This is a genomic window from Herbiconiux ginsengi, from assembly GCF_900107435.1.
In the GTDB taxonomy this organism is placed as follows: domain Bacteria; phylum Actinomycetota; class Actinomycetes; order Actinomycetales; family Microbacteriaceae; genus Herbiconiux; species Herbiconiux ginsengi.
Window position 1 is genome coordinate 171,998 of sequence record NZ_FNPZ01000005.1, and the last position, 26,782, is coordinate 198,779.

The following is a 26,782-nucleotide window of genomic DNA, read 5'->3' on the forward strand; positions in this document are numbered from 1 at the left end:
ATGGGGTGCGGCGCCGGCGCTGCCGGCGCCGCACCCAGGGGTTCACATGATCGCATTCGTTCTGAGAAGGATCGCCACCGGAGTGGTGCTGCTCTTCGTCGTGACAACGCTCACGTTCTTCACCATTCAGCTGGCGGACATCCCGGTCGCGCGGAACATTCTCGGCAGCAGTGCCACACCCGAGCAGGTAGCCGCGCTCAACGCCCAGCTCGGCTTGGATCGCAGCGCACTTGAGCAGTACTGGTCCTGGATCACGGCAGCCGTGCGTGGAGACTTCGGTGTGTCGTACTTCACCAACGAGCCCGTGGCCGCCGCGCTGGAGAACCGCCTGCCCGTCACCTTGTCGATCGTGCTCCTCGCTCTGATCTTCACGGTCGTGTTCAGCCTCCTCCTCGGTGTGACCGCAGCATCCCGTGCAGGCGGCACCGTCGACCGCGTTTTGCAGGCCGTGTCCACGGTCAGCTACGTGTTCCCGCCCATCATTCTGGGCATCCTGCTCGTGCTGGTCTTCTCCATCACTCTGCATTTGGTTCCCGCAACCGGGTACGTCCCGATCGGCACGTCCTTCATCGGATGGTTCGGCAGTGTGCTGCTCCCTGCGGTCACTCTCATGTTCGCCTCCATCGCCAGCGTCGCCGGGCAAATCCGAGGGTCGATGATCGACGAGCTGCGCCGAGACTACGTCAGGACACTGCGCAGCCGCGGCGTGCCCGAAGGCACGATCCTTCTTAAGTACACGCTGCGCAACGCCGCATCCCCTGCGCTGACGACCTTGTCGCTCCAGTTCATCGGGATGATCGGCGGGGCGCTGTTCATCGAGCGCATCTTCGCCCTCTCCGGTTTCGGCACATATTCTTTCAACTCCGCCGTCCAAGGCGACCTGCCCGCGATCCTCGGAGTGGTCACGTTCAGCGTCATCCTCGTTGTCATCATGAACCTCCTCGTCGACCTCGTCAACGGCTGGCTGAACCCGAAAGCGCGTATCCAATGAGCGTCCTCATCCCCGACTCAGTCGAAAACATCCGGCGGCCGAATGTGTTTCGCCGGCTCCTAGGGAACCCGATGGCTGTCGGATCGATGGTGCTGATCGCCGCGGTGATCGTGCTCGGACTTCTCGCGCCAGTGCTGTCCCCGCACAGCCCCAACTTCAGCTCCCTCGACGCAGTCAACGCTCCCGTCGGCACTCCCGGCTATCTCTTGGGCGGGGACAGCAGCGGCCGCGACATCTTCGCGAGGCTCCTCGCTTCGGTCAACACAGCCATGCTGTCGGCGATCACCGGCGTCGCGGTCGCTCTGCTGATCGGGATCCCATTCGGACTTATCTCCGGATATGCCAAGCCTCGAACGGATTCGGTGTTCTCCTGGGTATTTAACCTGCTCATGACCTTCCCCGCACTCGTGCTGCTCATCGTGGCTTTCCCCATCACCGGGGGGTCCTACGTCGTGATGATGGCCATCTTTGGTTTCCTCTTCAGCCCCTCCATCTTCCGTCTTGTCCGCAACCTGGTTGTCGCCGTCAAGCGCGAGCTGTACATCGACGCGGCACGCGTCTCGGGACTGTCCACGGCACGCATTCTGCGCCGACACATCCTCCCGGCCGTCCGAGGCCCCATCGTCATCACCGCGTCGTTCCTGGCTGGTGTGGCGATAGCTGTTCAAGCGGGACTGGCGTTCCTTGGCCTGGGCACCAACGACGTGCCCAGCTTCGGCAGCATGACCGCTGACGCCTTCGCGAACCTCTACGTCTACCCCATCCAGTTCCTGTGGCCCACCATCATGCTTGCCATCCTCAGCGGAGGCTTCGTCCTCATCGGCAATGGGCTGCGAGACGCGCTAGAAGACTCCTCCTTGGCGCCCACAAAGGCCCTGCGTCCCTCAAACCCGGAAGCCCGGCATGCAACTGCCCGCGCGCCGCACGGTCCCGCCCAAACCTCCGAGGGACCCTCACCGCTGCTGCGTATCCGCAATCTTCGCGTCTCCTACCCCACCACCGGCGGACAGATGAAGCAGGTCGTCAACGGGATCTCCCTGGATCTCAACGCGGGTGGCGTCCTCGGCCTGATCGGCGAATCGGGTTCCGGGAAAACGCAGACGGCGTTCGCGGTACTGGGACTGCTCACTCAGGAAGCGCGCGTGGAGGCGGACGAGTTCACCCTCGACGGACATGACCTCCTGAGCGGGGACGCCGGGGACCTTAAGCGGCTCCGCACGTCGCTGCTGGCGTATGTTCCCCAGGAGCCGATGTCCAACCTCGCGCCCTCGTTCACCGTCGGCGCTCAACTCGTCGAAGGCATCCGGGCCACCAAAGGCGGCACCAAGCGCGAAGCCCGACAGCTGGCTCTCGATCTGCTTCGACGAGTCGGAATCGTGGACCCCGCGCGCACCTATCGTTCCTACCCACACGAGATATCCGGAGGAATGGCGCAACGCGTCCTGATCGCCGGCGCCATTGCCGCCGGCCCCCGACTCCTGATTGCCGATGAACCCACGACCGCGCTTGATGTCACTGTCCAAGCCGAGATTCTCGATCTTCTCCGCAACCTTCAGACGGATCTCAGCATGAGCGTCCTGCTCGTGACACACAATTTCGGTGTGGTCGCGGACCTGTGTGACGAAGTCGCGGTCATGCGATCGGGCGAGATCGTTGAGGCCGGCAGTTACCGAAACCTTTACCGGCACGCCGAGCACGTGTATACAAAGCAGCTGATCGGGGCGATCCTCGACGAAGACACATACCGCACCGACCCCGTCGCCACATCTGCTTACCCCGACCATTCCGAAGGGAGCGTGGGACGATGACGACGCTACTAGCAGTTCGAGACCTAAAAGTGCAGTACCCCGGCAAAGGATTCCGGCAGCCGCCCAGCGAAGTCCTCCACGGCGTTTCGCTCACGATCGCGGCCGGCGAAACGCTGGGCCTAGTCGGCGAATCTGGCTCCGGAAAAACGACCCTGGGCAGAGCAGTCCTTGGGCTCGTTGAGACCAGCGGAGGATCCATCGAGTTCAACGGGCAACCGATTCAGGATCTGTCTGCCCGGTACCGTCGCAAACTCGCCAAGGACATTCAGGTGGTCTTCCAAGACCCCTACACATCCTTGAATCCTGCGCTGCTGGTCTCCGACATCCTGAGCGAACCTCTCCTCGCTCAGGGCCGGTCACGGCAAGACGCGGCCGCCTCAGTTGCAGGTTTGCTTGACCGGGTCGGGCTGCCGAAAGACGCCGGCAACCGGTACGCACGCGAATTCAGCGGAGGACAACGCCAACGCGTCGCGATCGCGCGCGCACTCGCCATCGCACCGAAACTCATCGTGTGCGATGAGGCCGTGTCGGCACTGGACCTTGTCACTCAAGCACGCGTCCTGGACCTCCTGATCGAGATCCAACGCGAAACGAAGGTCGCGTACCTCTTCATTTCCCACGACCTGACAGTCGTCCGGCACATCAGTCACCGCGTGGCAGTCATGTACCGCGGTGACATCGTTGAAACGGGCACAGCGCGCGACGTCACCACAAGCCCTTCCAACCCGTACACACAACAATTGCTCCTCGCCGCCCCCGTCGCAGACCCAGCCGAACAAACCAAGCGGCGCCACGCCAGAATCGCGCTACGCACTTCCTAGCCGCACGACGGAAACGTTCCACTGTTGAATAGGGGATTCGCGACCGGGTCGTAGGCGGCTGCTGCCAACCGAGACGATGGGCAGCAGCTGTCGAAGAACGCGGCGAACTTGGTGTCGCGGATACCGGGTTCGACGGCTTGAATCTCGTCGACCCCGGCGACGTCGACGGCCCGAGCGGCCGGGCGGGCTGCTGCCCAGACTGGCGAACGCGCGCAGCTACTCAGACCGTTCCGGGTGAGTCAGCCACCAGCTGTGCGCTGCACGATGCGGTCGAAGATCGCGCGCAGCTCGCCGAGGTCCTGCCGTTCCATCCCGGCCCGTGACGCCTGGTTGTTCTCCGCTCCCGTCACTCGGCTCCAGTCGAGGTCGAACCCGGCGCCCGCGGCGATCTGGGTCCAGAAGATCCGTTGCGTGCGGCCGTTGCCCTCCCGGAACGGGTGCAGGTAGTTCACCTGGTCGTAGTGGTGCGCCAGGCGCGCCACGAACCGGTCACGGTCCAGGCCGTGTAGCTGGTGCTCCTCCGCGAGCTCCGCAAACGCGAACCCCGCCCCGGACTCCAGCCGGGACACCGGCATGAAGAACTCCGCGGCGGGGTCGGTGCCCTTGCGGATGTCGACAGTGCGCAGCTGCCCGGCCCACTCGTACACGTCCTGGAACAGCTGCCCGTAGATTGATTGCAGCTGTCGGAGATCTCCGGTGACCTTCACCGCCCGCCCGATCATCTGTGCGCGACGTGCCTCCACCAGGTCGGCCTCGGCGACGTCGAGCGCCTGCAGAGTCGCGATGCCGAGCCTGTTGCGAAGGATGCCCGATGTGGGCTCGAGGTACGGGTCGACGAACTCAGCCAAGGCCGTAACGCACGCGGGTGCGGGTGACCAGCTCGTCGGCGTCATACTCCCCCGCCACGAACGCGGCGGCGTCGGCACGATACTCCGGCGAGGCGGTAAGTCCTTCCATCGCGGAACTGTGCGCGGCGTCGGCCACGACTCGCTCGCGCAACTCGCGCTCGGACGCAAAAATGGTCTTGGCGGTCCTGGCGCTCATGGTGGCCTCCCCCGTTACTTCCATTTTACTCGACTTGTTCAAAAGCCCACAGGACTGGTTTTGCACAGGACGGGGTCTTGACTGGGGTTTTGAGAATCTGCGCTTCCGCGGATTCCCGGCAGATGCACTGCGGGTCGGCGGCCCTGCTCAGAACCGATCGTTACAGGCACACATGCTGGCAGGGACACTCAGAAGGGCGACCTCAACAGAGATTCGCCCAGAACAAGTGAGTCGAAACGACACACACTGAGAACCCGACAAGAAGACGGCCAAGCAGATGATGCAGGCCGTGATCGACACGATCACCACCGGAGTTCTCGCCGTTCTCATCGAGATCCGCAAGCTCGTCCGAACGATGAAGCAGCGCGCAACTGACATCCTCGCGTTTCGACCGGCCCGGCACCAGCAACGGCCCCACCTAGGCCATCAACGGCAGGCTAGAACACCTCCGCGGCTCCGCCCTCGGCTTCCGCAACCTTACGACCTACATCGCGCGGAGCCTGCTCGAGTCCGGAGGATTCAGACCCCACCTACACCCTGGAATGCGACAAGCCACATTACCAGCGGCGGCGCGATAGCCGTGGACTGCGGGTCGGAAGACCCGGCAGACGAGCTCGACCCTGAAACGACCCCGCTGCTCGTTGATGAATCGGATCATCTCAGCCCTTGACTTATCACCAGTCCTCTGCCGCGGCGATCCTTCCATGAACCTTCATCCACGGACCGCGCCCGAGCATCGTGGTCCCGCCGAGTGATCAGCGCAGCGAAGCTGAGAGACTCTCCCACGCGTTGTGGGCGGCCTGGTGGGGTGGTTTCTGCCAGAGCAGGTCGTTGAAGATCTCGACTTCGATCGGTCCGGTGTAGTGGGCGTCGGCGGTGGCGGAGAGGATGCCGGTGATGTCGATGATCCCGTCGCCCGGAAGCACGCGGGTGAGGAATGGTCCGTGTTCGTGCTCCCACGACCAGTCCGCGACCTGTACTGCTGCGATTCTGTTTTCCGCTCCGGCCCGGCGGATCTGCTCGATAAGCTCAGCGTCCCACCACACGTTGAAGGTGTCGACGACTACCCCTGCCGTTTCGGGAGGAAACGGGGCCACGACATCAAGCGCGTGGCGGAGGGTGTTCACGACGGACCGACGGGCGGTGAACATAGGGTGCAGCGGTTCGAGTCCGAGCCGCACCCCGGCTTCCCCAGCTACGGTGGCGATGTCGGCGAACACCTCCGTGACCCGCGTGCGAGCTCCGGCAAGATCACGCGAGCCGGGCGGTAGTCCCCCGGCGAGCACGACCAACGCGGCGGCTCCGAGCTGATGCGCGTCATCGATCGCACGTCGTGCGTCTGCGACCGTGTGCCGATCGGTAGAAAGCACACACCGGCACAAGGTGGACACCTGAAGGCCGTGATCTGCCACGACCTTGGCCGCCTGCCTCGCCGTCTTTCCATCGTAGGTTTCTCGCCACAGCCCCACGTTTCGTGCTCCAGTGGCCGCGATCGCGTCGAGGGCGACGTGCAGGGGTGGATTTCCGAGGGTGACGGTGTTGATCGACAGGCGTGTTTCTGCCACTCGGCGTGGAAGTGCGTTCACAGCGTGCTCTGTTGAAGTAGCCAGGCCGCTTGCCGGAGCGCAAGAGCGACTATTGTGAGGGTCGGGTTGGCGGCGGCGCTGGTGGTGAACACGGACCCGTCCGAGACAAACAGGTTGGGTACCCCGTGCACGCGCCCCCACCTGTCTACGACGCCGTCGTCGGGGTGGGCACTCATGCGGGCGGTACCGAGGTTGTGGCCGGACGGCGTCGGAGGGGCAGTCGAGACGCTGGCAGCGTCCACAGCGCCATACAGGGCACGGGACTTTGTATAGGCGTCTTCGCGCATCGCCACGTCGGCAGGATGATCGTCGTAGTGCACATTGGGTACGGGCAGGCCATGCTGGTCGACCCGGTCACCGAGTGTGATCCGATTGGTCGCCTGGGACATGTCCTCACCGCTGATCCAGATGCCGGCCGTGTGGGAGTAGTGCTCCATCATTTCAGCGAACTCGCGCCCCCAACCATGCGGCTGCGCGAATCGGGCGAAGGCGATGGGGCCGAGCGCGATCAGTTCAAGGTAGTAGCCCCCCGCAAAAGCACGATGCGGGTCGTGGCGGGACTCATCGGCGATAATCCCAGCCATGGATTCGCCCCGGTGGAAGTTCACTGGCCGTTCGAACCGGGCGAACACGTTCCCGGACACGTGGCGTGTGTAGTGTCGCCCCACCTGATCGGAGTGATTGCCGAGCCCGGCGGGGGAACGTCGACTCGTAGATAGCAGCAGCAGCCGTGGAGTTTCGATCGCGTTGCCGGCAACAGCAACGGCCCGGGCCCGCTGGAACTGTACGGCTCCGGAACCGTCCAGGTAAGCCACCCCGGTGACCCGCCCGTTCTCACCTTGTTCGATGGAGAACGCGTGCGAGTTGGCGCGCAGATCAAGGTTGCCCGTGGCGATGGCCCGCGGTATCTCGCTGACCAGCGGCGACCATTTGGAACCCTGTCGGTCGCCCTGGAAGTTGAATCCGTCCTGGACGGTACCGGGGCGACCGTCGTACGGGTCGACGTTGGTCGCGTAGGGCCCGGTGGCGAAGTGCCGGTAGCCCACTCTCTCGGCGCCTGCGGCGAAGACTTTGTAGTTGTTGTTCGCGGGCAGCGGCCGCCGGCCGTGCCGGTGCGATACACCGAGCCGACGCTCCGCTTCGGCGTAATGGGCGATCAGGTCGGGCAGGCCAATAGGCCAGTCCGCAATGCTGGTGCCGCTGATCTCACCGTAGGTTGTGCGCGCCGCGAACTCGTGCGCTTTGAACCGGGGGGTGAGTCCGGTCCAGATAAGTGTGGTCCCACCCACTGCTTTGACCATGTTCGCTGGACTACCGGGAAAATCGTTCCCGAGCTGCCAGGTACCGGAGGTTGTGCGCAGGTCGTTCCATCCCAGGAGGCGTTGCGCTTCGCGTTCATCGTTGACGAAGTCCTCCTTTGCCAGCCACGGGCCAGCTTCTAGCATCACGACCTTCTTGCCGGCCTGGGTGAGAACCGAGGCGAGGGTTGCGCCACCAGGACCGCTTCCAATGACAACGAGGACGTCTTCATCAGCGAGATCGAATCGTCTGCTCACCACGGCTCACCGTCGCCTAGCGTGTGGTCGGGCCCGATCTCGATCATTGGCTCGGTGGATTCCGCAATGCGTGGTTCGGGCAGCCATGTCAGATCGTTGAATCCGCGGTGGAGGTATCCGCCAAGGTGATGCGACGGGCCTTCATATCCGATTCGCGCCCACACCGCCGGATCCCCGTAAATGCTGGGGATGACCAGTTGACGGAAGGCGCGGAACCAGTCTTCATCAGTTTGACCTTCCAGCCATGTCAGCAATAGCTCGTCGCTCGCATCCGGCTCCCTGATCTGTTCGAGCGCGCGGCGAATCCGCAGACCGACAAGAGGGTCGGTGGCAGCGTGTGCCAGCGCATCTGCGGCGGCACACCGGTAGACCTCGTCGGGGACGTCATGCGGAAAGGCGATCCGCGCGACGCGTGCCCCGATAGAGACGAGCTCGTCTGCGACTGAGTCGTGTTGCATAAGAATGTTGTGTCGGTTGTGGCTTAGCCCAGTGCTGCCACACCCGCCTCGGCGATCAGTTGGTCCTGCTCGTTGCTGCCTCCGCTGACACCTACCGCTCCGACGACATCACCGTCAGAGAGTACGGGGAGGCCGCCCGCGAGCGGGGTGAGGCGGTCGATGCTCTTCAGCCCGTAGCCGAATTCGGGGTCGCCCTGAGAGATGCCGTACCAGGCGTTGGTGGGTGTGTTGGTGCTGGCGGCGCTGAAGGCCTTATCTTGCGCGACCTGCACACTGGCAAACGGGGCATCGTCAAGACGTTCGAGCAGGATGAGGCGTCCCGCCGCGTCAGTGACCGCGACGGTCACGGGGATGGAAAGGGACTGGGCGTGTTCGATAGCGGCACGCACGATGGCACGCGCCCCGTCGATAGTGAGCTGGCGAGTGGTGCGCACGAGGGCGTTGTGGGTAGTCATTGTGGTTCTCCAGGTGGTGGTTAGGGGATGAGGAGGGGACGGCCCACGACCCGGCCAGCTCGCATGTCGCCGATGGCTGACTGGAAGTCTTCGAGCGCGTAGCTGGTGTACGGAGATCGGATTGCAGGTGCGCGGGTGTGGACGAGCGCTTCGAGTTCGGTGTGAGTGCCGACGAGGTTGAACAGGATGGTCAATTCGGCAACGACCGCGGTGAGTGTGTCGATGGTGAGGGTTCCTCCGGCGCCGACGATGGAGACCGTGCCGCCTCGGGCGGCGAGCGCGACCGCGATGTCGGCGCTATCGGACGAGCCGACGAAATCGAACACCAGATCGTATCCATCCGGCGCAATCGTGCGTGCTTGATCCTGAGCGCGTGCGCCAACGCTCGTGACGACCTCGTTGGCGCCGAGCTCGCGGGCCAGAGCGGTCTTTGCGGGGTTCGGTTCCAACGCGACGATCCTGCCAGGAATTGCCGCGCGCAGGAGCTGCAGGCCGAACAGGCCAACGCCTCCTAAACCGATCACGGCGGCGTTGGTACCGGTCGGAAAAGTGCGGAGCGCCCTCTGGACCGCATGGTAGGCAGTCAGGCCCGCGTCGGTGAGTGGGCACAGCGCGAGCAGATCGGCGTCCGCGTCCACCCGGACGAGTGCTCGCTCGTCGACACGAATGTACTCCGCCCAGCCGCCTAGTGTGGACCCGTCCACGCCGGGGAAGGTTCGCGTGGGGCAGTACATGTCGGCGCCGCGTCGGCACGCGGCGCACACCCCACAGGTGGAGACCGGGTGAAGGATGACCGCATCACCGATGGCGACCGCCGTGACAGCCTCGCCAACTTCGCGCACCCACCCGGTTGTTTCATGGCCCGGCACGTAGGGGAAGTGCGGCACACCGTACGCGGCCACCAAACCCCCTTGCATCGTCTCGATATCGGTCTGGCACACCCCTGCCGCCGCGACCTGCACGATCACATCTGTCGGACGACGCAAAAGAGGCGTTTCGATATCCCTGAGCGCCACACGCCCGAATTCTTCGATGACGACCGCCTTCACGCCGTCACCTCGAACGGGGCAAAGGTGCGATCCACGGCGGCGAGCATGCGTTCTCGGTCTGCCTCCGCCACCGGCCGCAGAGGGGCGCGAAGGTGGGCCGCGTCGATGACACCAAGGTGCACGAGAGCCTCCTTGAGGCGAGAACGGTTGTCGCGGATCGGTTCGCCGTACATCACTGAGGCTAGCGGCGCGATCCGCTCAGCGTCCCAACGGATCGCCTCGGCGATACGGCCGGCGTGCACCAGGTCATGCAGCCGTAGAGTTGCCGCGCCTGCCAGGCCCGCGAAACCGAGGAGGCTGCCGTGAGCGCCGAGGATGTAAGACTCGAGGATGAAGTTGTCGCATCCGGTGAGAAGCTCCACGTTGGGGAAACTCTGCGTCAGCAAGTCGCGTGTGCGCACGTAGGCGCGCGCATCGAACGAGGCGTCCTTGACCGCAGCGATCAGGTCCGGCACCGCGCACAGCGGCGCGAGGGTGTCCGGTGTCAGGGTGACGCCACCCACATCGGCCATCAGGCTAAATGCGATCAGTGGAAGCCCCGCCTCCCGAGTGGCGGAGTAGTACCCGACAAGCGCGTCTGTGCTCACAGTCGTACCCGCGAACGCGGGCGGGGTGAACATGAGCAGAGCATCCGTCCCTGCCGTGGCAAGATCGCTCGCAAGCTGCTTCGCGGCACGGTCGTGGGTGGCGATCAGCCCTGACACGAGGTAGACGGTGTCCCCGAATTCTTCCCGCACCGCGTCGGCCGTCCGCAGCCGCTCCGGGTTGTCCAAGTGTGCTCCTTCGCCGGTGTCGGCGTTGATCGCGAAGGCGGTTATGCCCTGCTCATCTGCCAGCCACCGCAAATATCGGCGGAAGGCAACGAAGTCAGGGTCTCCGTTGGCCGCCATCGGAAGGGCGACGGATGCGATCACCTTGTGGGACGCGATTGTCATGTGGTGGGGTCCATTCTCTTCGGTCTCTTCCGCGAGGGTCGCGTTGGCGGGTGGATGGTTGCGGAGCTCTGTCACGGCACACGCTGCCTAGACGACGCGGGCCGATGCGGCTGCGTCCTATCGCGCTCATTCAGCCAATCGATCAGGCACTCGATAGAGGTCACGGGCAGGCCGTCCCGATCACCGGTGGTCAACAGTTCCGCCATCCGCATGGTGGAGCCATCGCTCGAGATCATCTCGCCGATTACGCCTACCGGCGGCAGGCCGGCCGCGCGCAGGAGCTCCACGGCAGCTTCAGTGTGGCCGGCTCGTTGGCGGACACCGCCGTCCACGGCGCGCACGGGCAGGATGTGTCCGGGTCGGATAAACGACGTAGCCGTCGAGTCCGCGGCCCCCAGAAGATTCAGCGTACGTGCCCGGTCGTGAGCGCTGATGCCGGTACCAATACCCGTCGCGGCGTCAATCGACACCGTGTAGGCCGTGCGACGAGGGTCCTGGTTGTCGCGGACCATGAGGGGAAGCTCAAGGGCGTCTGCGAGCTCCCCCGGCAGTGGCGCGCACAGATACCCGGAGGTGTTGCGGACCATCCACGCGATCCAGTGCGGTGTGGCAAGAGCCGCGGACATGATCGCGTCGCCTTCATTCTCCCGGTCGGCGGCGTCACAGACGAGGACGGGACGGCCGGCACGGAGAGTCTCGAGCACGTCGGGAACGGACGCCAGCGTGGATGGTGTGCTCACCGTCACGTCAGAGTCCGGAAGGCGCGGTCGAAAAACATGAGGGGACGCCGCGTCGTTCCCTCGATCAGGTCGCGGACGCCACCGACCGCGATCATGTGGTCCCCACCGTCGTGAGTGGCAACCAGCTCACACTCGATCCACGCGACACACCCCGCAAGACGAGGCACCCCGGACCGTCCGGGTGTCCACTCGACGTTCTCGAATCTGTCGGTGCCCGATTTGGCGAAGGCGAGTGCCAACTCCTCCTGATGCTCCCCCAGCACGTTCACCACGAACCGACCTGAGTCGACAATCTTCGGCCAGGACGTGGAGGTGCGGGACACATTGACCGAGATCAACGGCGGAGCGAGCGACAGGGACGAGAACGCCTGCAACGTGAAACCCACAGGGCCGTCATCAGTCATTCCGGTGATCACAGTCAACCCCGTGCCGAACAGGGCCATAGTTTCGCGCATAGCCGCCGCGCCGACAAGTTCCCGTGTTGCTTCCTGAACCACGATGTTCCTCCACTCCTAGATCACCACGAGAAACACCGTCCCATGTGTGAAGGTTGCAGTTCAAGGGCGGAATGCCGGAAGAATCGACGCAGCTGAATGTGAAAACCCCACACCCATTGGTCAAGCAAATGTGGCAGCTTGACCATTGTCCTCACCATGCCACCCCGCAAAACTGAACCATGATCGAACGACATCGTCGATGAACATGACGGTGATGAGATTCCGGGGCGACGATGCACCGACGTTCGAGACAGGTACTGGATCCAACTCGCTCAGGGATGAGGGGGTTGGACGGACTGAAAGAGGATGATGAATGGTCAACAACGGCTTCAAGACTGTCGAGACGATGCGCGGCCCCTTCGACCCGGGCGGACAGCCGGACCTGGAAACGGGACAGCCCCTGCAGCTCGGATTCTTCGGCTGGAACGTACGCGCGGGGATGACGGCATCGAAGGCGGTCCTCACGGACGAAGCGCGGCTCGCTGACTATTGGGTGTGGGAGCGCTCAAGCAAGCTCATCAAGCTGGCCGAAGATATCGGCTTCGATTACCAAGTGCCGTTCGGGCGGTGGATCGGTGGGGGCGGCGCCACCAACTTCAACGGCGCGGCGCTGGATTTCCTGGCCAGCGCTGCCGCCACCGCGCCGATCACCGAAAGGATGGGTGTGATCTCGACCGCACACATCACCTACGGTTTCCACCCCCTGCATATCGCGAAGTTCGGCGCCACCATCGATCACATCTCCAACGGTCGGTGGGGTTTGAACATCGTGTCGGGCTATCAGGCACAGGAGCGTGCGGCGTTCGGCCGCCTCGACGAACTTGACCACGACGAAGCGTACGACATGGCCGAAGAATTCGTCGTCCTCATGAAACACCTCTGGCATGAGAAGGAACGCTTCAACTTCGAGGGCAAGTACTACCAGTCCTATGGTGCCGTCGTCGCTCCTGGCCCGTCCCGCAACCCTCGGCCGGTGTTGATGAACGCCGGCGGTTCACCCAAGGGCATCGACTTCGCGGTGCGTAACGTCGACGTCGTCTTCACCCTGGCCCCGTCGCTCGAGGGATACCGGGAAAAAGTGTCCCAAATTCGTGAGCTGTCCACGAAATACAACCGAAAAGTGAAGATCGCGACCATGTCATGGGCATCGATCGAGGCCACCGACGAACTGGCCGAAGAACGCCTGGCATGGTACGAGGACCAGATCGACCTGGAGGCCGTCTACGGCTACTACCAGGCCCTCGCCGGAATCGACACCTTCGGCGCCGGCGACACATCCCCGAAATCAGACGACTACCCCGAGTACAAAGGACTGACCAAAGAGTTCGTCAAAACCTTCAGCCTCGGCATGACATCTCCCCGGCTCTACGGCTCCCCCGAAACCGTCGCGGAAAAGATTCGTGCACTCCATGATGTCGGCATCGAAAGCCTGTTCATCAACTTCGCCGACCCGCAGAAGGGCCTGCACCAGATGCAGGACGATGTCTTGCCGATCCTCCGCAAAATGGGGCTTCGCAAGTAGACCACCGATCAGAACAGACAGGTTCGCAATGCCGCCGCCCTCACCATGTACGCACTGCAGGTCTGGGGAATCCTCTCGAGCGCGTGGGTGCGCCTACCGGAAACCGAACCGGATGAGAAAGCAAATGAGGAACAGTCGCGCGGCGATGTCACAGGCGGGTCTGAGCTGAGCGCCTTGCCTCTGCGGCGGTACGATGCCCGGGTGGCGTCCGAGTCCAAACTGAACTACACCCCCGATGTTGAAGCGATGACCACGCTCATCGTCGAGAAGGTGTGGAACGAGTACCCCGGATACTCTTCTGAGTTCTTTCAGCAGACGGATTTGATCCCCTCCACGAGGGCAAATCTGAACTTGGCGTTGCGTGTGCTGCGGGATGGGAAGGTCCCCACCTATGAGGACCTCTCCCACGCCCGCAGCGTCGGGGCAATTAGGGCGCGCCAGCTGGTGCCGCTGGAATCAGTCATCCAAGCCTTCCGGCTCACGGAACGGGTGCTGATGTTGGACTTGTTCGCGGACACGCGCGAGTTGGTCGATTTCCGGGCCGGGACAGTCGCTGATCTTCTGACCTCCACTTTTGATGCGCTCACACAACAGATAATCAATTCGTACCGCGAAACGTTCACCGCTGCCGAAGAGGCCCTGCGATCAGCGGAGAACCAACTGGTATCGACCGTCGCGAGCGGCCTGACCCTGAACGACGTCGAGATGGAAGACTGGCGACGGCTGCTCTCCGTAGACGTGGAGACCCCCGTCGTGTCGATCGCGATCTTATGGCCACCGGGGGTTGACCAGCTGGAAACGCAACGCGCACTGCGACGGCTCAAAACCCGGCTTGAACTGACCAATCATGCACGGGTGCTCACCGGCAACGTGGCAGACGCAACCCTTGTGCTCGTCGTCGCAGCGGAGGAAGCAGATCAGGGGGACGCCGCTCTGAGAGCGGCGATCGAGGCGGCCAGGATTCCTGATGGGTGCGCGGTGGGAGTAGGGCAGCCAGCGCAGAACCTTCGCACCGCCAGCGCCGGCTGCCAACAATCCATCGATGCGGCAAAGGTTGCCGAGACCCGGCCCGCCGAGCGCGTTGCTTTCTACCATGAGGTGCTCATCGAACAGCTGCTGCGGGCACGGCCGCACATGAGCAACCTCCTCGCGGCATCCCGGCTCAACGGTTTGGACAGCAACCCGCAGCTTCGAGAGACGCTCGTGTCCCTCATTGACAACAATCTCTCCCAAGCCAAGGTCGCCAGGCAGCTGTATGTGCACATCAATACTGTCGCGAACCGGGTGCGGCGAATACACGAGCTCACCGGGTTCGACCCGCTGAACCTCACAGACCTGATTGAGATGGCCGTCGCTCTCCGCTGGGAAAAACTTCAGGACTGACCCTCCCCAAACTGCCTCAAAACCGCCGGTCAAGACATCCAGATCGGCGGTCTTCGAGCGCGCCGCCGTGCGACTCAACTCGCTTCGCCGACAGGGGGCAACTGTGACGATCGCACAGTTGCGATGCGTCATTTCGTAGGCCGTTGATCCATTCCTTGCGACCGTGGAAAGTCCCATGCTGAGACAGCCCCGGGAGCGCGGCCCGTACCCACCCGTCCCGCTCAGCCCGGTGCGAATATCACAATTTCGCTCGTTCCTGACGGCACGGTCACCTACCGCACCGCCACGGTCACGAGCTAGACGGAAGGAACTGCCATGCCCCACTCATTCGCCAGCACCGTCGTCGAGGCACCACCAAACATCGTCTGGGACTTCTTGAAGAATTTCAACGGAACTCCGGACTACCTCGCGCTCGTCGCAGGGAGCATCATCACTGATGATCAACCCGTCGACCTCCTCGGCTGTGAACGCGTCATTACCCTCACCGATGGACGCGTCGTCAAGGAAACCCTCGTCGCACGCGACGACGTCGCTCGAACCCTGACCTATCACCTGACCGAAGGGCCATTTCCCTTCTCCAACTACTACTCCACGATGCGCGTCACCCTCATCTCCGACACCGGAGGCAGCTTCGTCGACTGGAGCAGCACCTACGACAGCGACGCCGCAGACGCCGCAGCAAACAACCACCTGCTTGCCGATCAGATCTACGGCGCAGGCCTGCAGCAGGTCAAAGTCCGCTTCGCGTCAACCCGCATCCCTCACTGAACCCAACCTCTCACGCAGGTCAAAGGAGACCGAAAATGTCCACCACCCGAACAGGCGAGAACTCGCTGCCCCCACTCGTTGTCCGAGACACCGACGACCCGGACGTCGTCGCCGACGCTGGCCGCGATGACTACGCCGAGCACGTGGTGCCCCGAACCTGGCGCATCGGGCGTGCCGGGATGGCGTTCGCCTGGTCCTCGCTGCTCACCGCGATGTTCACCGTGGTGCTCGCCGCGACTGCAGCCTCGATCGTCGGGACCGCCGATGCCATCATCGGGATCGCCCTGGCCAGTGCCACCTACGGGGTGATTAACTACTTCATGCAGAAGACTGCCACCACATCGGGACTCACCGTCGGCCTCTTCTCTCGAAGCCTCTTCGGCTACTCCGGCGCAGCGGTCGTCACGATCATCTACGCGCTGACCGCGATCTGGTTCGCGGTGTTCGAAGGGTCCGTCGTCGCCGTGGCACTGCACACCTACTTCGGCGGCCCCATCGAGCTTTGGTATGTCGTGGTCGTTGCCCTGTCCGTCCCGCTCGTTCTCGGAGGCGTCCGGGTCTGGCTTGAACGCGTAAACAAGTGGCTCCTCCCCATCTTCGTCGCAGGCATGGTCGGGGCAGTCATCTGGGCAACAGTGTCGTACGGGTACAACCCTGACTGGGCCAACCAGCCCCCCGCAACCACCGCCGCTCTGGCCGGGCCAGGATGGCTGTACGTGTTCGTCATCTACATGGGCATCTACGCCACCATGATGTACACGTTCGACTTCGCCCGACTCGCCCGACCCAAAGACACCACCTTCAACGGGTGGATCACGTTCGGACCAGTCTTCTACTTCTTCTCCTACTTCATCAACGGGCTCATCGGCATCTACCTCGTAGCGGTAATCCCCCAAGACGGAGTTTCAGAGATCGGTGTGGTCGTAAGCATCGTCAGAATGATGGGCGTGTTCGGGGTGATCTTCATCTTTGCCACCCAGACCAAGATCAACACGGCCAACCTCTACCTCGCGTCCTCCTACCTGGAGAGCTTCTTCGCACAGGTCTTCAAAGTCAGACTTCCACGCTGGCTGTGGGCGGTCGTGGTCGGCGTCGTCATGCTCGGAGTGATGTTCCTGGACGTCTTCTCTTTCATCCTGCAGTGGCTCTCCTACCAAGGAGTCATCATCGTCGCCTGGGTGGCCATCGCCCTCGTCCAAATGGCATACCGGTCGCGCAAGAACACCCACAGGAAAAACAGGCTCATCGAATTCAGACCCGGTCGCGTCCCCGCAGTAAACCCCGGCGGTCTCGGAGCTTGGGTCATCTCCTCCATCGTGGGAATCGCCCTCCTATCAACGAACACGCCCTTCGGTGCCACCTGGGCCCTCCCCATCGCGTTCCTCCTCGCCGCAGGAATCTACGCCCTCGCGCTCCTGTTCGCACGGCAGCGATGGTTTACCCTGACGCGGCCACACGACCCGCGAGAGGAAGTCGAAGACATCTGGGAAACCCGGGTCCAATGCCACAACTGCAAGAAGTCCTACATCGCCATCGAAATGGACCGCGACCCGTCCCACGACCACCAGGCGATCTGCTCAGGCTGCGCCAATGGCCACACGTTCCGCGCCGCCGCAAGACACGAAGCAGACTCAGCAGCAACAACAACAACAACAAGCACAGTCGGAACCTGATCTAAGGAATCCCCGGCGACACAACACGCGACACCGGCGAGCGCGCCCTACCCTGGGAGTGCTCGCCGGTGTCGTGTTCGCGGCGGCGTTGAAGGGACCCACCCCACTCCACTCACCAGTTCACTAACCGGCGCGAGTGAGTCCGTCGAGCACTGCACGATCGGCTCAAGCCGAGTACCCAAGGAAACGGCGGGCGCCATCACGGCAAGGGGCGCATGCGACGGGAAGCTGTGGTCAATTCGAAAATCGGTTGCCGGTTCACACAACCCCGCGTGCCAACTGCGCACCAGCGGCACGCAACCACCGCCCGGTGTCAGCCATCGCGTGCTCTGCAGAACCGGCAAGGTCGGTAAGAGACATGAACGATGCAAAGGCGGATAGCTCGGCATCCGGTGCGATACGCCCGGCGACCAGCAAGACGCTCGTGCCGGCCCCCGCGAGAGAAGCAACGTACGCGGGCACCTTGCCTGCTGCCGACTGCCCGTCATAGGATCCCTCTCCAGTGACGATGATGTCCGCCTGAGCCCCGGCATTCGGAAGCCCGATGAGCTCCCCCACGGTGCTCGAGCCGGGTTGAAGGGTGGCGCCCCACGCCAGGAGCCCGAAGCCTGCTCCCCCCGCGGCCCCCGCCCCCGGTGTCGACGGGTCCGCGTCCACCAGGTCCGCAAAGTGGGCAAGCCCCGTGTCCAGCTGTGCAACTTGACCCGGATCGGCCCCCTTCTGCGGCCCGAACACTGCCGCTGATCCGGCCGCTCCCAGCAGCGGATTTGTTACGTCGGTCAGAGCGACAACGCCCCCTGGTGGGAGGGATACCAGGCCGGTTAGGTCGACCGTAGCGATGGCGGACAAACCTGCTCCTCCGGGCGGAACATCTGCACCGCCGGCGTTCAGAAAACGGGCGCCCAGTGCCTGTAGTAGCCCGGCGCCCCCGTCCGTGGACGCCGACGAGCCCAACCCAACCACGATCCGCGAAACTCCCGCGGTGAGGGCGGCCGCGATGGCCTGACCAAGGCCCACGGTGTGCGCTTCTAACGGACGCAACCTCTCGAGAAGTTCGATTCCGGATGTCGCACCGAGCTCAATGATCGCGGTGCCCGAAGGAAGATCGGGCGTGGGAGGAAGTCGCAGCCACGCCGAATCGACCGGCGACCCGTCAGGGCCCGTGACACGGACCGCGACGCGCTCCGCGCCTGGGACGGCTGCGGCGAACGCCGCCATCGTTCCCTCGCCACCGTCAGCCATCGGCAACAACACAGCTTTGTCCTCGGGACGCTCCCACAACCATCCCTCGGCCAACGCGGCGGCCACATTCGCGGCGCCCATCGTGCCTTTAAAGGAGTCAGGAGCGAAAACGACATTCACGACCACACGCTACCGGACGCGCACACTCCGCCCGCACTACCCACGCGCTCTGGACAAGATCGGGCCACAGCGGGGAGTCGCAGAGTGACGGATCGAGAACCGTGCTCGCATCTGCACCGGGCGGGCGGTCCGCGTTCGTGACAACGATCATGACACGCAGCTTGGCGTTGACGACATTGGACTGGATGAATGAACGGATGGGGCGAGCCGGCCGGGCGGTCGACAGGTCTGTGACGGGGCTTCTAGTCCAAGCTCCTATCAGGTCAGATCCGTCTGGCCGGCGCACTCCGTGGTGCTGCGCCAGGCTCCGCCGACAAATCGAACGAAGGACACCATGGTCATACCTTGGCCGGGGTCAGACGGAACCCAACGCAGCACCACGATAAGTCTTCACAGACTTTCCCGTTGGTTTGCGGGTGGTAGGGCTTGGTCCATTTGTGGCGGATGTCGCCGAGGGCGTCGGCGAAGGCGTGGGAGCGGTAGCAGGACCCGTTGTCGGTCATCACAGCGGTGACGGTAACTCCGATGCTGGAGAAATACGCATTCGTTCGTTTCCAGAACGCGGCAGCAGTTTCCTTGCGTTCGTCGTCGAGAATTTCCGAATACGCGACCCGGGAGTAATCATCGACGGCGTGGTGCAAATGCCGGTAGCCGCGTGAGCCGGGCGCTCCTGCGCGCGTGGCACGGTCTCGAGCAGATCCCGCCTTCCGATCTTGTGCGGATCCGCGCCCATGAACCCGCCACCCGCCACCTTCGGGAATGCGACCTTGCTTCTTGATGTCGACGTGGACGAGCTGACCGGGCACGCTCATCTCGTAGCGGACAGGTTTCGGTTTACGCACTGGCAGCCCCGTGGACTGGTCCACCCATGCCAGCAACGGCATCCGGTAGCGGGCAAGCACCCGCCCGACGGTTGATCGATGAAGCCCCAAATGATCCGCGATGCGGTGATGTCCCCACCGGCGAGTGAACCGCAGCCCGATAATTCGTCGTTCCGTCCGTCGCGGTAAACGGCCAGGCGATGCATGTGGTCGAGAGCTGAGGTCGGTGAGGGGCAAGCCCGCACGGCACCGGTGTGCCCATTTCGACGCAGTCGCTGGGGAACATTGAAACCGCTCCGCAGCACGTCGCACGGACCACCCATCTCGAGTTATCAACAGGGCAAGCCGTCTGCGTCCTTCAGGCGTCAAAGGGGCATTAGCGTGAGTCACGGAGACCTCCGGTTTGAACGATGTGAGTGTGGTAACCCACAGCGTGCCGGAGGTCTCCGCCTACCTCAAATGTTCACAACGTCCCGAAGAACTACACCTAGCGGCCCTGTCGAAGCCTTCCCGTAAACGCTCACGGCGACGAAACCAAACGCCCAGATCAGGAGGTGCCGCCGGAACAATTCCGGCGGCATCTTCTTGGTTTCTGTGCATCTGAGGCTTCGGGTTGAGCGCGTTCGCTTTGACCCTGGACTCAGCGGGCGGGACGAGCTCAACACAAGCTCTCGGGTGGTGCAAACCGATCGTTTCGCCCCTTGAAGCTCGTTTGTTGGCTAGTCACGCGCAGGATCGTTGTATGCGGCGTCATAGGCCGTCTGGGAGATGGAGTTTCTCCACTTGTAGAACTCGTGGCTGGACTCTGCCCATGATCCGTTCGCGTTATAGAACGCCTGCTGATCGCGTTCGTGCTTCTGCCAGGCCGTCTCGTACTGCTCAGAATCGGCAACTCTGACCACGGAGACAACTGAACGCCAGGGGAAAAACGTGCCATGGCTTTCGTTGAGGTCGGCATCTTCGATCTTGCTGCTGTCTTCTGCGAAGAGAGGCATGCAGCGGCCACCGTGGCTGTGCACGTGCAGCCCCGCCTGATCGGCGAAGATCACTCGACCCTGCAGTCCATCGCGGCTGCGATTCAGGCGGGCCCGTTCTTCTTCGTCGCGAACAAAGGGAAACGCCTTTTTGGTCAGGATCACGTTGACGACATCTCCCCGTGACAAAAATTCCGCTACGCCCACTGCATCCTCCTGGTCTCGCTGACCTGCGCCGCGCAGCGAACCGTCTACCTTGTCAGCTCAAGATTCATTCTGAAGCACGATGGACATGTCGGCTTCGTTGGTGCGTAACCGATCGGTTACGCACCACCCGAGAGCCCGTTGACGCCATGCCGCGATCCCGCCATTCCGCGCGGCGCAAGAACCCATCGTAAAAAGCCCAGATTGATGCAAAAATTATGCGGAACCCTTTTGCATCGTTTCGTAGACGTGCGCGCAAAATTGCACGGATGACCGCGCCTGGACAGGGCGCTATCGATCGAGCAGGGCGCGGATAGCGGAACGGGATTGCCTCTAACAGCTCCCAGGCAGGTCGGCTTAGACCTCCCGTGCCTGCTACCGGTTCGAATCTGGCCAGGGAACGAATCCTTCTGCGTTCACGTTCCACGTCGTGGGGAACAGAGGGTCGAAGTCTGGACCCGCCGTTGCTAGTAGTGAAATCGCGGCGAGCAAGGCCCCGTTTGATGGCAGGTAGATGGGCAGCAGGGACCCGAGCTGGGGGCTATGTCCGACTGCGGTGAAACGGTTCTTGATCGCTTCACGCGTGAGGAGGTCGGCGGCGAGGTCGGCGTTGTGGAGTCGCCCAGCTGTCATCGCCATGACCGGGTAGTCCCATCCGAAGGCGGAGTTCCAGTCCCAGTTCTGCAGGACGTCCTCCAGTGTCGCGGACATGATCTCCGGATCGATGAGCGGAGTGGGTGGGATCACTCCCAGCGCGGCCAGCAGCGACGGGTGGTCGTCGCGGCGGAGATAAGGCGGTGTCGCGATTGCCTGATACGTGCCGTCTTGCACCAGGGGCCGCGCCATACGGTTCTGCACGTTAGTCCAGTCGTCGCGTCTGGCATCGCCGTTGCGCTCGCGCCAACGTTGAGCGATTTCCAGCCCCCACCACCAATAGGAGAGTTCGAAGGTGGGGTCTTCGGTGGTGCGTGCGTCGTAGAACTCCTGCGCGGGCATCACGGGCGGTCCGAGGTGGAAGGAACCGTCCCGCTCCTCCACGAACGCCCCCATGAAGGTGGCCGTGTCCTCAACCAACTCCGCGAAGTGGTTGAGGAGTTGCGCACGATGGGCGGTCGTTGCGGCGCCCCAAGCGAGTTCCAGCATATAGAGGATGTGCGGCTGCTGCCAGATCAGCAACGAACCAATTTCGCTCGGGCTCTCCCGACCGTCGGGGCCGACCTGCTTGGGCCAACGCGCTCCGGGGTAGCCTTGTCGCCTCGCGGTTTGGCGGGCCACATCGAGGATTGACACGTACCACGCGAGACTTCGCTCTAGCAGTTCGGGGCGCCCCCAGCCCGCGAAATGCGCTGCATGCCAGAAGTGCATTTCCAGGTGGAACTTGCCGTGCCAGGAATTGGTGATGAGCCCTGTCTCCTGCGGGGGAAGCACACCGGACGAGTTCACTCGCGTGAGGTATTGAGATAGCACCACGCGCCGCTCCAGCTCCAACGCCCGCTCATCGTCAGAGGCACACAATTCGATGGCGGCACCGGATTCCCAGAAGTCGCGCCACCCGGACTTGGCTAGCTTTTTGATCTCCTCAAACGACTCTTGATCCAGAGTACTGAGTCGTCCAGGGGAGAAAGTCACAATCACCTCAAGCGAGGACGCCCCCGTCGTGAGTTCAAATCTGTGCGGGGCCACCTCTCGGATGTCCCCGGAATCGAATCTGACGTCAACGGTGTAACCGGTGCTATCAATTTCTCGGCCAATCGTCGCCTGCCCCTCCCCCGGTGTCTGGAGCGTGGAGGTGTGCTTGTCATCCGCGTCCCAGTCGCCGGTTTGTAGGAATCCGTCGCTGCCGTACGGAAACCGGAACCCGATAGCCAGTCTTCCGTCGGCCAGCAGCGGCGAGGTGATCCGGAATGCGACCTTGTCGGCGTCCGGAGATGCCACAGTTTCCACCGTCACTGGCACGCCCGCGAACGTGATCTCGCTCTGTGCTGCGCCGGACCACAGATCCAGCGACTGGGTTACGGCGGTCACTCGTTGCGGGTCTTCGACAGGCTCTGCTCCGACGGCGTCCCTCAGCACAAGTCCGATGCGCCCCAGATCGAGCCGGTGTGGGTTGGCGTGGAGCCAGGCGCCGGCTTCGTACCCCTCGGCGATTTTGCCTTCGGGCGTGAACGCGTAACGGTCGGGGTAGGAGACTGTGCCTCTCGCCGTCTGGTAGTCCGTCATCGCGTCATCTAAGACGTAGCCGTTCGGATTTGGCATCTCATGCCATCCCCAGTTCGACATTGTGGCAGTATCGATGGTCGGCGGCGCCGCAAACGCAGCGCCAATGTTCCCTCCCGCCGCCGCCTGGGCACTGTTCCAGGCGGCCGACTGGTCGTGAAGTCGGGGGAAAGTTTGCATACCGGTGAAGTCGAACGAGTACGCGAAGTCTCCGTTTCCCACGGTGAGGACGTGCTCGGCGCTTACTTCGTCAAGCACAATGTTGTGGCGCGCTACCAGTCGCTCGCGATTGATCTTGTCTCGGCCCATCTTCTTTTCCGTTCTATCGCTGGCACCGCAACTCCGCGCATGACAGGCAGCTGTATCTGTCGCCCAGGACGACTGCGTTAGGGGTGCTCTCCGGTGACCGGCCCGAGGGCGACGCCGTTCGCGTTGAACGCGTCAACAGCGAACCAATACTCCTCGCCCGTGTTCAGAGTGGCTAGATCCAGATCTGCTTGGTCATACACCAGCCAGGAATGGTAGAGCTTGTCGGGGTCGATGCCGTACCGGATGTTGTAGCCGGTGGCATCGGGACTGGCCGGCCACTCCAGACTCACTTGTGTGGCACTAGATCTGTGGATCGTCGGTGTGACGGGATCAGGGCCAGAACCGACCCCACGGCCGAACACGCGGACTCCGCTGAGCGCGAGAGGGGCACCGAACGGCATGGAACCGTCCGCGGTGACTCTCACAAATCGGGCCATGTGTGGCTCATGCAGGACGAGGAGTTCGTGCGCGGTGTCCTTAGGCGGTCCGTTCGTGATGAGCAGCCACTCGCCGCCGTCCACGGACACCTCCACCCGGAGCTGAACAGGATGGGGGTCGGGGTCGATCGCGCGATAGCCCGCCATCGTGTCTTCGCCGTCCGCGCGTTCCGGCACGAGGCTGTTGAGTTCATGGTCGGCGAGATTGAGGTGTACGGCGCTGATGGAATGCACGGAACCCAGGTCGAGTGAGATCCATTGACCGGGGTCCGCTGACCCCGCAACCCACCAGCTGCGGATGTCCTCGTTCACGGCCAGTTCGGGTGCGTGATCCGGGTGCGAGGATGACGCGGACGTATCGGCACGGTACGAAAGCAACATCCATTCGGGTGACACGGTTGCGTTGACATCGAGCTGACGCTGGGGCATACGCATCGGGTAGTCGGCGAAGTTCTGATTGCAGAACAACACTCCGTCCGAGTCGAAGCCGGCAGGGAAGAGCCCGACACGTCGCTCGAAATTGTGGTTGACGGAAATCCGCATCGTCGAGGCATGCCACCAATTACCGTGCGCGTCCAGAAATGTGCTGCCATGACCGGCCCCATTGATGAAGCCACCCGGCTTCGACGAGTAGGGGCTGTGCGCGGAGTAGGTGAACGGGCCCAGTGCCGTAGGCGCAGTGTAAATTCCGTCCGCGTACAGGTGGGATTCGGTTTGGGGTGCCGCGTACTGGAGGTGGTAGGTGCCGTCATGGTGAGTCATCCAGGCGCCCTCAATGAATGGGCGTCCGCCGATCAGTTCGAAGATGGCGCGTTCTTCCTCCGTCTTCGGTTCCGGCATGTCGCCTGGCACTTCCCAGCCGTGCGAGTCGGTGTCCGCGTTGATCACGGCGACCCGTTCATCGGTGGGCTCAAACGTGGTCCGGTCAAGACGGGTCGCGTAGATCGGCTCCACCGGGGAGCATCCCCAGTAGAGGTATACCTCCCCGTCCTGGTCCTGGAAAAGGTTCGGATCGAAAAACGCGAAACTGCCTGCGGCAACTTCCACGAAACCGTCCCGGAGGGGATCGGTGCTTCTGAAGAAGGGGCACGTTCCGGACATTCGTGAAGCGGTCACGATCAGTGCACCGTCGATTACGCGAGCGTCTGGCGCATAGTCGAAAGCCGGCAGGGCGTCTGTGTGCTGGTAGCTCCAGTTCACAAGATCTGCCGAGTGGAAGAAGCCGCGGGTCATGGAGACGAAAGCGAAGTATCGATCTCGGAAACGCACGATGGACGGGTCTGCTCCCTCACGGTGCACGGTTCGGGTCCCATCCGGAAGCCGTATGTGTTGAAACCGGTAAGGCAGGTCGATGGGGTTGCAGATGAAGCTTGCTGGCGCCTCACTCATTGTTCGCGTCCGGCAAGGCGACGGTGACTATGCGCCCCGTGTCGTATTCGAGGCCGAACCCGAATCGGAACGTCGGATTGGCGGTGTCGAACGGGGTATCTGGCCGGCTTTCGCGGACGGATTCCATCGAGGAAGGTATGTCGAAGGGCAGTGTGCCCTCAGGGGCAACGTCACCGAACAGGGTGCTCAGCAATACGCTGTCCGCCGAGCCGAAATTGGCGATGACGGCCGAGGCGATCGCGGTCACGGGTGCGATGATTGCGGGCCTGTCAAGGTAGATGTCCACAATGAGCGGGGCAGAGGCAGCCAGTTCACGAAGGTGCGTTAGTTGGTTTTCGGGGAATTCGAGGGACCCCGCGTGGAAGAAGGTCTCGAGTGTGCCCGGTTCTCCGCGACTTTCCCACGGCGCGGTGAGTCGAACGATGATGACGTCGGCGGCGTCAGGCGTCGCCACGACTGTCGCCCACTCCGCCAGGACATCACCGTCGACGCCTTCTGCGTAGACGTGCAGGCCACGCTCCAGCGGCAGGTGGGCCGCAGAATCAGAGTTCTTCAGGAGAACTTGCGCGGCGCCCTGCGCCTTGCGCCCTTCTTCCTTGGCATACTCGGTACCAACAGCGAGGATGGCCGCTTCGACGTCGACGAACGGGTCGTCGAAGAGGCCCAACCGGAACTTTTCCCGCAGCAGCCGACGTGCTGAGGTATCGATTCGCGATTCCGCGACGCGGCCACTACTTACCAATCGAATCAGGACGTCGGTGCTGGTTTCACCGCCGAATTGGTCGACCCCGGCATCGAGTGCTTTGATGATCCTCTCCTCGACTGACAGGTGTTCGACGCCCCAGGGCCGCTCGGTGAGGATCCCCCAGTCGGTGCACACGATGCCGTCGAAACCGAGTTGCTCGCGCAGCAGGCCGGTGATCACCTGCCGGTTGAATCCGAACGCGACCTCCTCATACGGGGTACCGACGGGCATCCCGTAGTACGGCATGATCTGCGAAACCCCCGCGTCAATCACCGCACGGAATGGCTCCAGGTGAAGGTCGAAGTTTCCACCGGGATACACCTGCTGTCTGCCGTACGAAAAGTGCGGATCTTCACCGTCCTTCTGCGCCCCACCACCCGGAAAGTGCTTGGCCATGACTGACACCGACTCGCGGCCGACTTCCGAACCTCCCTGGAGGCCGAGAACGTAGGCGATCCCGAGCCGGGAGGTGGTCGCAGCGTCCTCCCCGAAGGTTGCGGACATTCGCGCCCAGCGAGGATCGGTCGCGAGGTCGATCTGCGGATGTAGCGCGGCCCGGATACCCACAGCGACGTATTCCTGTCGGATTACCTCAGCCCATCTTCGGACAAGATCCTCGCTCCCGATTGCCGCCATTCCGAGCGGTTCGGGCCACTGAGAGAAGGGACCCGCCATGAGCGCCGCGCCCGGGTTGTTGCTGAATGCGTGGCGGGGGTCGCTGGATATTGTTGCAGGGATGCCGAGAGGGTGTTCGCGCAGGGTCGACTGGATGGCGTTGTTCCACTCCGCGACCTGACGAGTGCTGGTGGTCCAAAGGATGTTGAAGTGACTGATCCGGCGCGAGAGAAGCTGCCGGTTCGTTAGGGGCACGAACGCGGCGGATGCATCCAGGTCTCCGACATGGGCGATGGGCTGATACATCAACCCCACCTTGTCGTCGATGGTCATTCTTTGAAGTAGGTCCTCGACCCGCTGAGTAACGGACAGCGAAGAGTCCTGGTACGGGTAGATCGATGCTGAATTGGGCATAGTCCGTGT

The 26,782-nt window shown here is 63.0% G+C and carries 22 protein-coding genes and 2 pseudogenes; 8 read left to right on the plus strand and 16 right to left on the minus strand.

Going from position 1 to position 26,782, the window contains the following annotated elements:
* Window positions 1-46: 46 nt before the first annotated feature.
* The 3 genes from BLW00_RS19840 to BLW00_RS19850 are packed head-to-tail and all read left to right on the plus strand — an operon-like array spanning window position 47 to window position 3,620.
* A complete protein-coding gene (locus BLW00_RS19840) occupies window positions 47-991 on the plus strand; it encodes an ABC transporter permease (RefSeq protein WP_092557510.1) in 945 nt (314 codons plus the stop codon).
* Window positions 988-2,799 carry a dipeptide/oligopeptide/nickel ABC transporter permease/ATP-binding protein gene (locus BLW00_RS19845; RefSeq protein ID WP_281242430.1) on the plus strand — a complete coding sequence of 604 codons (1,812 nt, stop codon included), beginning with the start codon at window positions 988-990 and terminating at the stop codon, window positions 2,797-2,799. Before BLW00_RS19840 ends, BLW00_RS19845 begins: the two co-directional genes overlap by 4 nt.
* Window positions 2,796-3,620 (plus strand): ATP-binding cassette domain-containing protein, encoded by an 825-nt coding sequence (locus BLW00_RS19850; RefSeq protein ID WP_092557512.1) that lies wholly within the window; start codon window positions 2,796-2,798, stop codon window positions 3,618-3,620. Before BLW00_RS19845 ends, BLW00_RS19850 begins: the two co-directional genes overlap by 4 nt.
* A gap of 239 nt (window positions 3,621-3,859) precedes the next feature.
* On the opposite strand, the gene BLW00_RS19855 is transcribed toward BLW00_RS19850, so the two are convergent.
* Window positions 3,860-4,468 (minus strand): Fic/DOC family protein, encoded by a 609-nt coding sequence (locus tag BLW00_RS19855; RefSeq protein WP_245741699.1) that lies wholly within the window; start codon window positions 4,466-4,468, stop codon window positions 3,860-3,862.
* On the minus strand, window positions 4,461-4,664 hold the full coding sequence (locus tag BLW00_RS19860) for an antitoxin VbhA family protein (protein WP_217634444.1): 204 nt from the start codon (window positions 4,662-4,664) through the stop codon (window positions 4,461-4,463). Before BLW00_RS19860 ends, BLW00_RS19855 begins: the two co-directional genes overlap by 8 nt.
* Window positions 4,665-4,974: 310 nt before the next feature.
* Here BLW00_RS19860 and BLW00_RS19865 point away from each other — a divergent pair.
* Window positions 4,975-5,242: pseudogene (locus tag BLW00_RS19865) on the plus strand (transposase); the annotation flags it as partial.
* 177 nt (window positions 5,243-5,419) lie between these two features.
* On the opposite strand, the gene BLW00_RS19870 reads toward BLW00_RS19865, so the two are convergent.
* From BLW00_RS19870 to BLW00_RS19905, 8 genes are all read right to left on the minus strand, one after another.
* Window positions 5,420-6,250 (minus strand): sugar phosphate isomerase/epimerase family protein, encoded by an 831-nt coding sequence (locus BLW00_RS19870; RefSeq protein ID WP_322788352.1) that lies wholly within the window; start codon window positions 6,248-6,250, stop codon window positions 5,420-5,422.
* Complete coding sequence (locus BLW00_RS19875; RefSeq protein WP_092557596.1) at window positions 6,247-7,806, minus strand: GMC family oxidoreductase; 1,560 nt, start codon at window positions 7,804-7,806, stop codon at window positions 6,247-6,249. Before BLW00_RS19875 ends, BLW00_RS19870 begins: the two co-directional genes overlap by 4 nt.
* Window positions 7,803-8,264 (minus strand): hypothetical protein, encoded by a 462-nt coding sequence (locus BLW00_RS19880; protein ID WP_092557520.1) that lies wholly within the window; start codon window positions 8,262-8,264, stop codon window positions 7,803-7,805. Before BLW00_RS19880 ends, BLW00_RS19875 begins: the two co-directional genes overlap by 4 nt.
* A gap of 23 nt (window positions 8,265-8,287) precedes the next feature.
* The gene (locus BLW00_RS19885; RefSeq protein WP_092557522.1) at window positions 8,288-8,719 is read right to left on the minus strand and encodes a GlcG/HbpS family heme-binding protein; all 432 of its coding nucleotides are present in this window, start codon (window positions 8,717-8,719) and stop codon (window positions 8,288-8,290) included.
* A 20-nt stretch (window positions 8,720-8,739) separates the two neighbouring features.
* Window positions 8,740-9,768, minus strand: a complete 1,029-nt coding sequence (locus tag BLW00_RS19890; protein WP_092557524.1) for an alcohol dehydrogenase catalytic domain-containing protein — start codon at window positions 9,766-9,768, stop codon at window positions 8,740-8,742.
* The gene (locus tag BLW00_RS19895; protein WP_092557526.1) at window positions 9,765-10,703 is read right to left on the minus strand and encodes a dihydrodipicolinate synthase family protein; all 939 of its coding nucleotides are present in this window, start codon (window positions 10,701-10,703) and stop codon (window positions 9,765-9,767) included. The genes BLW00_RS19890 and BLW00_RS19895 overlap by 4 nt, the downstream gene beginning before the upstream one ends.
* A gap of 71 nt (window positions 10,704-10,774) precedes the next feature.
* Window positions 10,775-11,443 carry a 3,4-dihydroxy-2-butanone-4-phosphate synthase gene (gene ribB / locus BLW00_RS19900; protein WP_092557598.1) on the minus strand — a complete coding sequence of 223 codons (669 nt, stop codon included), beginning with the start codon at window positions 11,441-11,443 and terminating at the stop codon, window positions 10,775-10,777.
* A 2-nt stretch (window positions 11,444-11,445) separates the two neighbouring features.
* Window positions 11,446-11,940, minus strand: coding sequence for a flavin reductase family protein (locus BLW00_RS19905; protein ID WP_245741700.1), 495 nt, complete (start codon window positions 11,938-11,940; stop codon window positions 11,446-11,448).
* A gap of 313 nt (window positions 11,941-12,253) precedes the next feature.
* Here BLW00_RS19905 and BLW00_RS19910 point away from each other — a divergent pair, with 313 nt between their 5' ends.
* The 4 genes from BLW00_RS19910 to BLW00_RS19925 all read left to right on the plus strand — a co-directional run bounded on the left by BLW00_RS19910 (window position 12,254) and on the right by BLW00_RS19925 (window position 17,286).
* Window positions 12,254-13,462: an LLM class flavin-dependent oxidoreductase gene (locus BLW00_RS19910; RefSeq protein ID WP_217634445.1), complete on the plus strand. Its 1,209-nt coding sequence runs from the start codon at window positions 12,254-12,256 to the stop codon at window positions 13,460-13,462.
* 45 nt (window positions 13,463-13,507) lie between these two features.
* Window positions 13,508-14,845, plus strand: a complete 1,338-nt coding sequence (locus BLW00_RS19915; protein WP_092557530.1) for a PucR family transcriptional regulator — start codon at window positions 13,508-13,510, stop codon at window positions 14,843-14,845.
* 315 nt (window positions 14,846-15,160) lie between these two features.
* On the plus strand, window positions 15,161-15,613 hold the full coding sequence (locus BLW00_RS19920) for an SRPBCC family protein (RefSeq protein ID WP_092557532.1): 453 nt from the start codon (window positions 15,161-15,163) through the stop codon (window positions 15,611-15,613).
* A gap of 35 nt (window positions 15,614-15,648) precedes the next feature.
* Window positions 15,649-17,286 carry a purine-cytosine permease family protein gene (locus BLW00_RS19925; RefSeq protein ID WP_092557534.1) on the plus strand — a complete coding sequence of 546 codons (1,638 nt, stop codon included), beginning with the start codon at window positions 15,649-15,651 and terminating at the stop codon, window positions 17,284-17,286.
* Window positions 17,287-17,544: 258 nt separating this feature from the next.
* On the opposite strand, the gene BLW00_RS19930 is transcribed toward BLW00_RS19925, so the two are convergent.
* From BLW00_RS19930 to BLW00_RS19955, 6 genes and pseudogenes are all read right to left on the minus strand, one after another.
* Window positions 17,545-18,648, minus strand: a complete 1,104-nt coding sequence (locus tag BLW00_RS19930; protein WP_092557602.1) for a glycerate kinase — start codon at window positions 18,646-18,648, stop codon at window positions 17,545-17,547.
* A gap of 395 nt (window positions 18,649-19,043) precedes the next feature.
* Window positions 19,044-19,859 (minus strand): annotated as a pseudogene (locus tag BLW00_RS19935) (IS481 family transposase); the annotation flags it as partial.
* Window positions 19,860-20,188: 329 nt separating this feature from the next.
* Window positions 20,189-20,650 (minus strand): hypothetical protein, encoded by a 462-nt coding sequence (locus tag BLW00_RS23125; protein WP_139256820.1) that lies wholly within the window; start codon window positions 20,648-20,650, stop codon window positions 20,189-20,191.
* 372 nt (window positions 20,651-21,022) lie between these two features.
* Window positions 21,023-23,173, minus strand: coding sequence for a hypothetical protein (locus tag BLW00_RS19945; protein ID WP_092557539.1), 2,151 nt, complete (start codon window positions 23,171-23,173; stop codon window positions 21,023-21,025).
* Window positions 23,174-23,250: 77 nt separating this feature from the next.
* Window positions 23,251-24,999: a family 43 glycosylhydrolase gene (locus BLW00_RS19950; protein ID WP_092557541.1), complete on the minus strand. Its 1,749-nt coding sequence runs from the start codon at window positions 24,997-24,999 to the stop codon at window positions 23,251-23,253.
* Entirely contained in the window at window positions 24,992-26,692 is a 1,701-nt protein-coding gene (locus tag BLW00_RS19955; protein WP_245741702.1) for a glycoside hydrolase family 3 protein, read from the minus strand. Before BLW00_RS19955 ends, BLW00_RS19950 begins: the two co-directional genes overlap by 8 nt.
* Between the last annotated feature and the right edge of the window lie 90 nt (window positions 26,693-26,782).

Coding starts and splice junctions, on each gene's coding strand:
- BLW00_RS19860 (WP_217634444.1), bottom strand. CDS start 4,664: ATGAGCGCCAGGACCGCCAAGACCATTTTTGCGTCCGAGCGCGAGTTG.
- BLW00_RS19910 (WP_217634445.1), top strand. CDS start 12,254: ATGGTCAACAACGGCTTCAAGACTGTCGAGACGATGCGCGGCCCCTTC.
- BLW00_RS19880 (WP_092557520.1), bottom strand. CDS start 8,264: ATGCAACACGACTCAGTCGCAGACGAGCTCGTCTCTATCGGGGCACGC.
- BLW00_RS19845 (WP_281242430.1), top strand. CDS start 988: ATGAGCGTCCTCATCCCCGACTCAGTCGAAAACATCCGGCGGCCGAAT.
- BLW00_RS19840 (WP_092557510.1), top strand. CDS start 47: ATGATCGCATTCGTTCTGAGAAGGATCGCCACCGGAGTGGTGCTGCTC.
- BLW00_RS19925 (WP_092557534.1), top strand. CDS start 15,649: ATGTCCACCACCCGAACAGGCGAGAACTCGCTGCCCCCACTCGTTGTC.
- BLW00_RS19885 (WP_092557522.1), bottom strand. CDS start 8,719: ATGACTACCCACAACGCCCTCGTGCGCACCACTCGCCAGCTCACTATC.
- BLW00_RS19950 (WP_092557541.1), bottom strand. CDS start 24,999: ATGAGTGAGGCGCCAGCAAGCTTCATCTGCAACCCCATCGACCTGCCT.
- BLW00_RS19915 (WP_092557530.1), top strand. CDS start 13,508: ATGTACGCACTGCAGGTCTGGGGAATCCTCTCGAGCGCGTGGGTGCGC.
- BLW00_RS19920 (WP_092557532.1), top strand. CDS start 15,161: ATGCCCCACTCATTCGCCAGCACCGTCGTCGAGGCACCACCAAACATC.
- BLW00_RS19850 (WP_092557512.1), top strand. CDS start 2,796: ATGACGACGCTACTAGCAGTTCGAGACCTAAAAGTGCAGTACCCCGGC.
- BLW00_RS19895 (WP_092557526.1), bottom strand. CDS start 10,703: ATGACAATCGCGTCCCACAAGGTGATCGCATCCGTCGCCCTTCCGATG.
- BLW00_RS19955 (WP_245741702.1), bottom strand. CDS start 26,692: ATGACCATCGACGACAAGGTGGGGTTGATGTATCAGCCCATCGCCCAT.
- BLW00_RS19945 (WP_092557539.1), bottom strand. CDS start 23,173: ATGGGCCGAGACAAGATCAATCGCGAGCGACTGGTAGCGCGCCACAAC.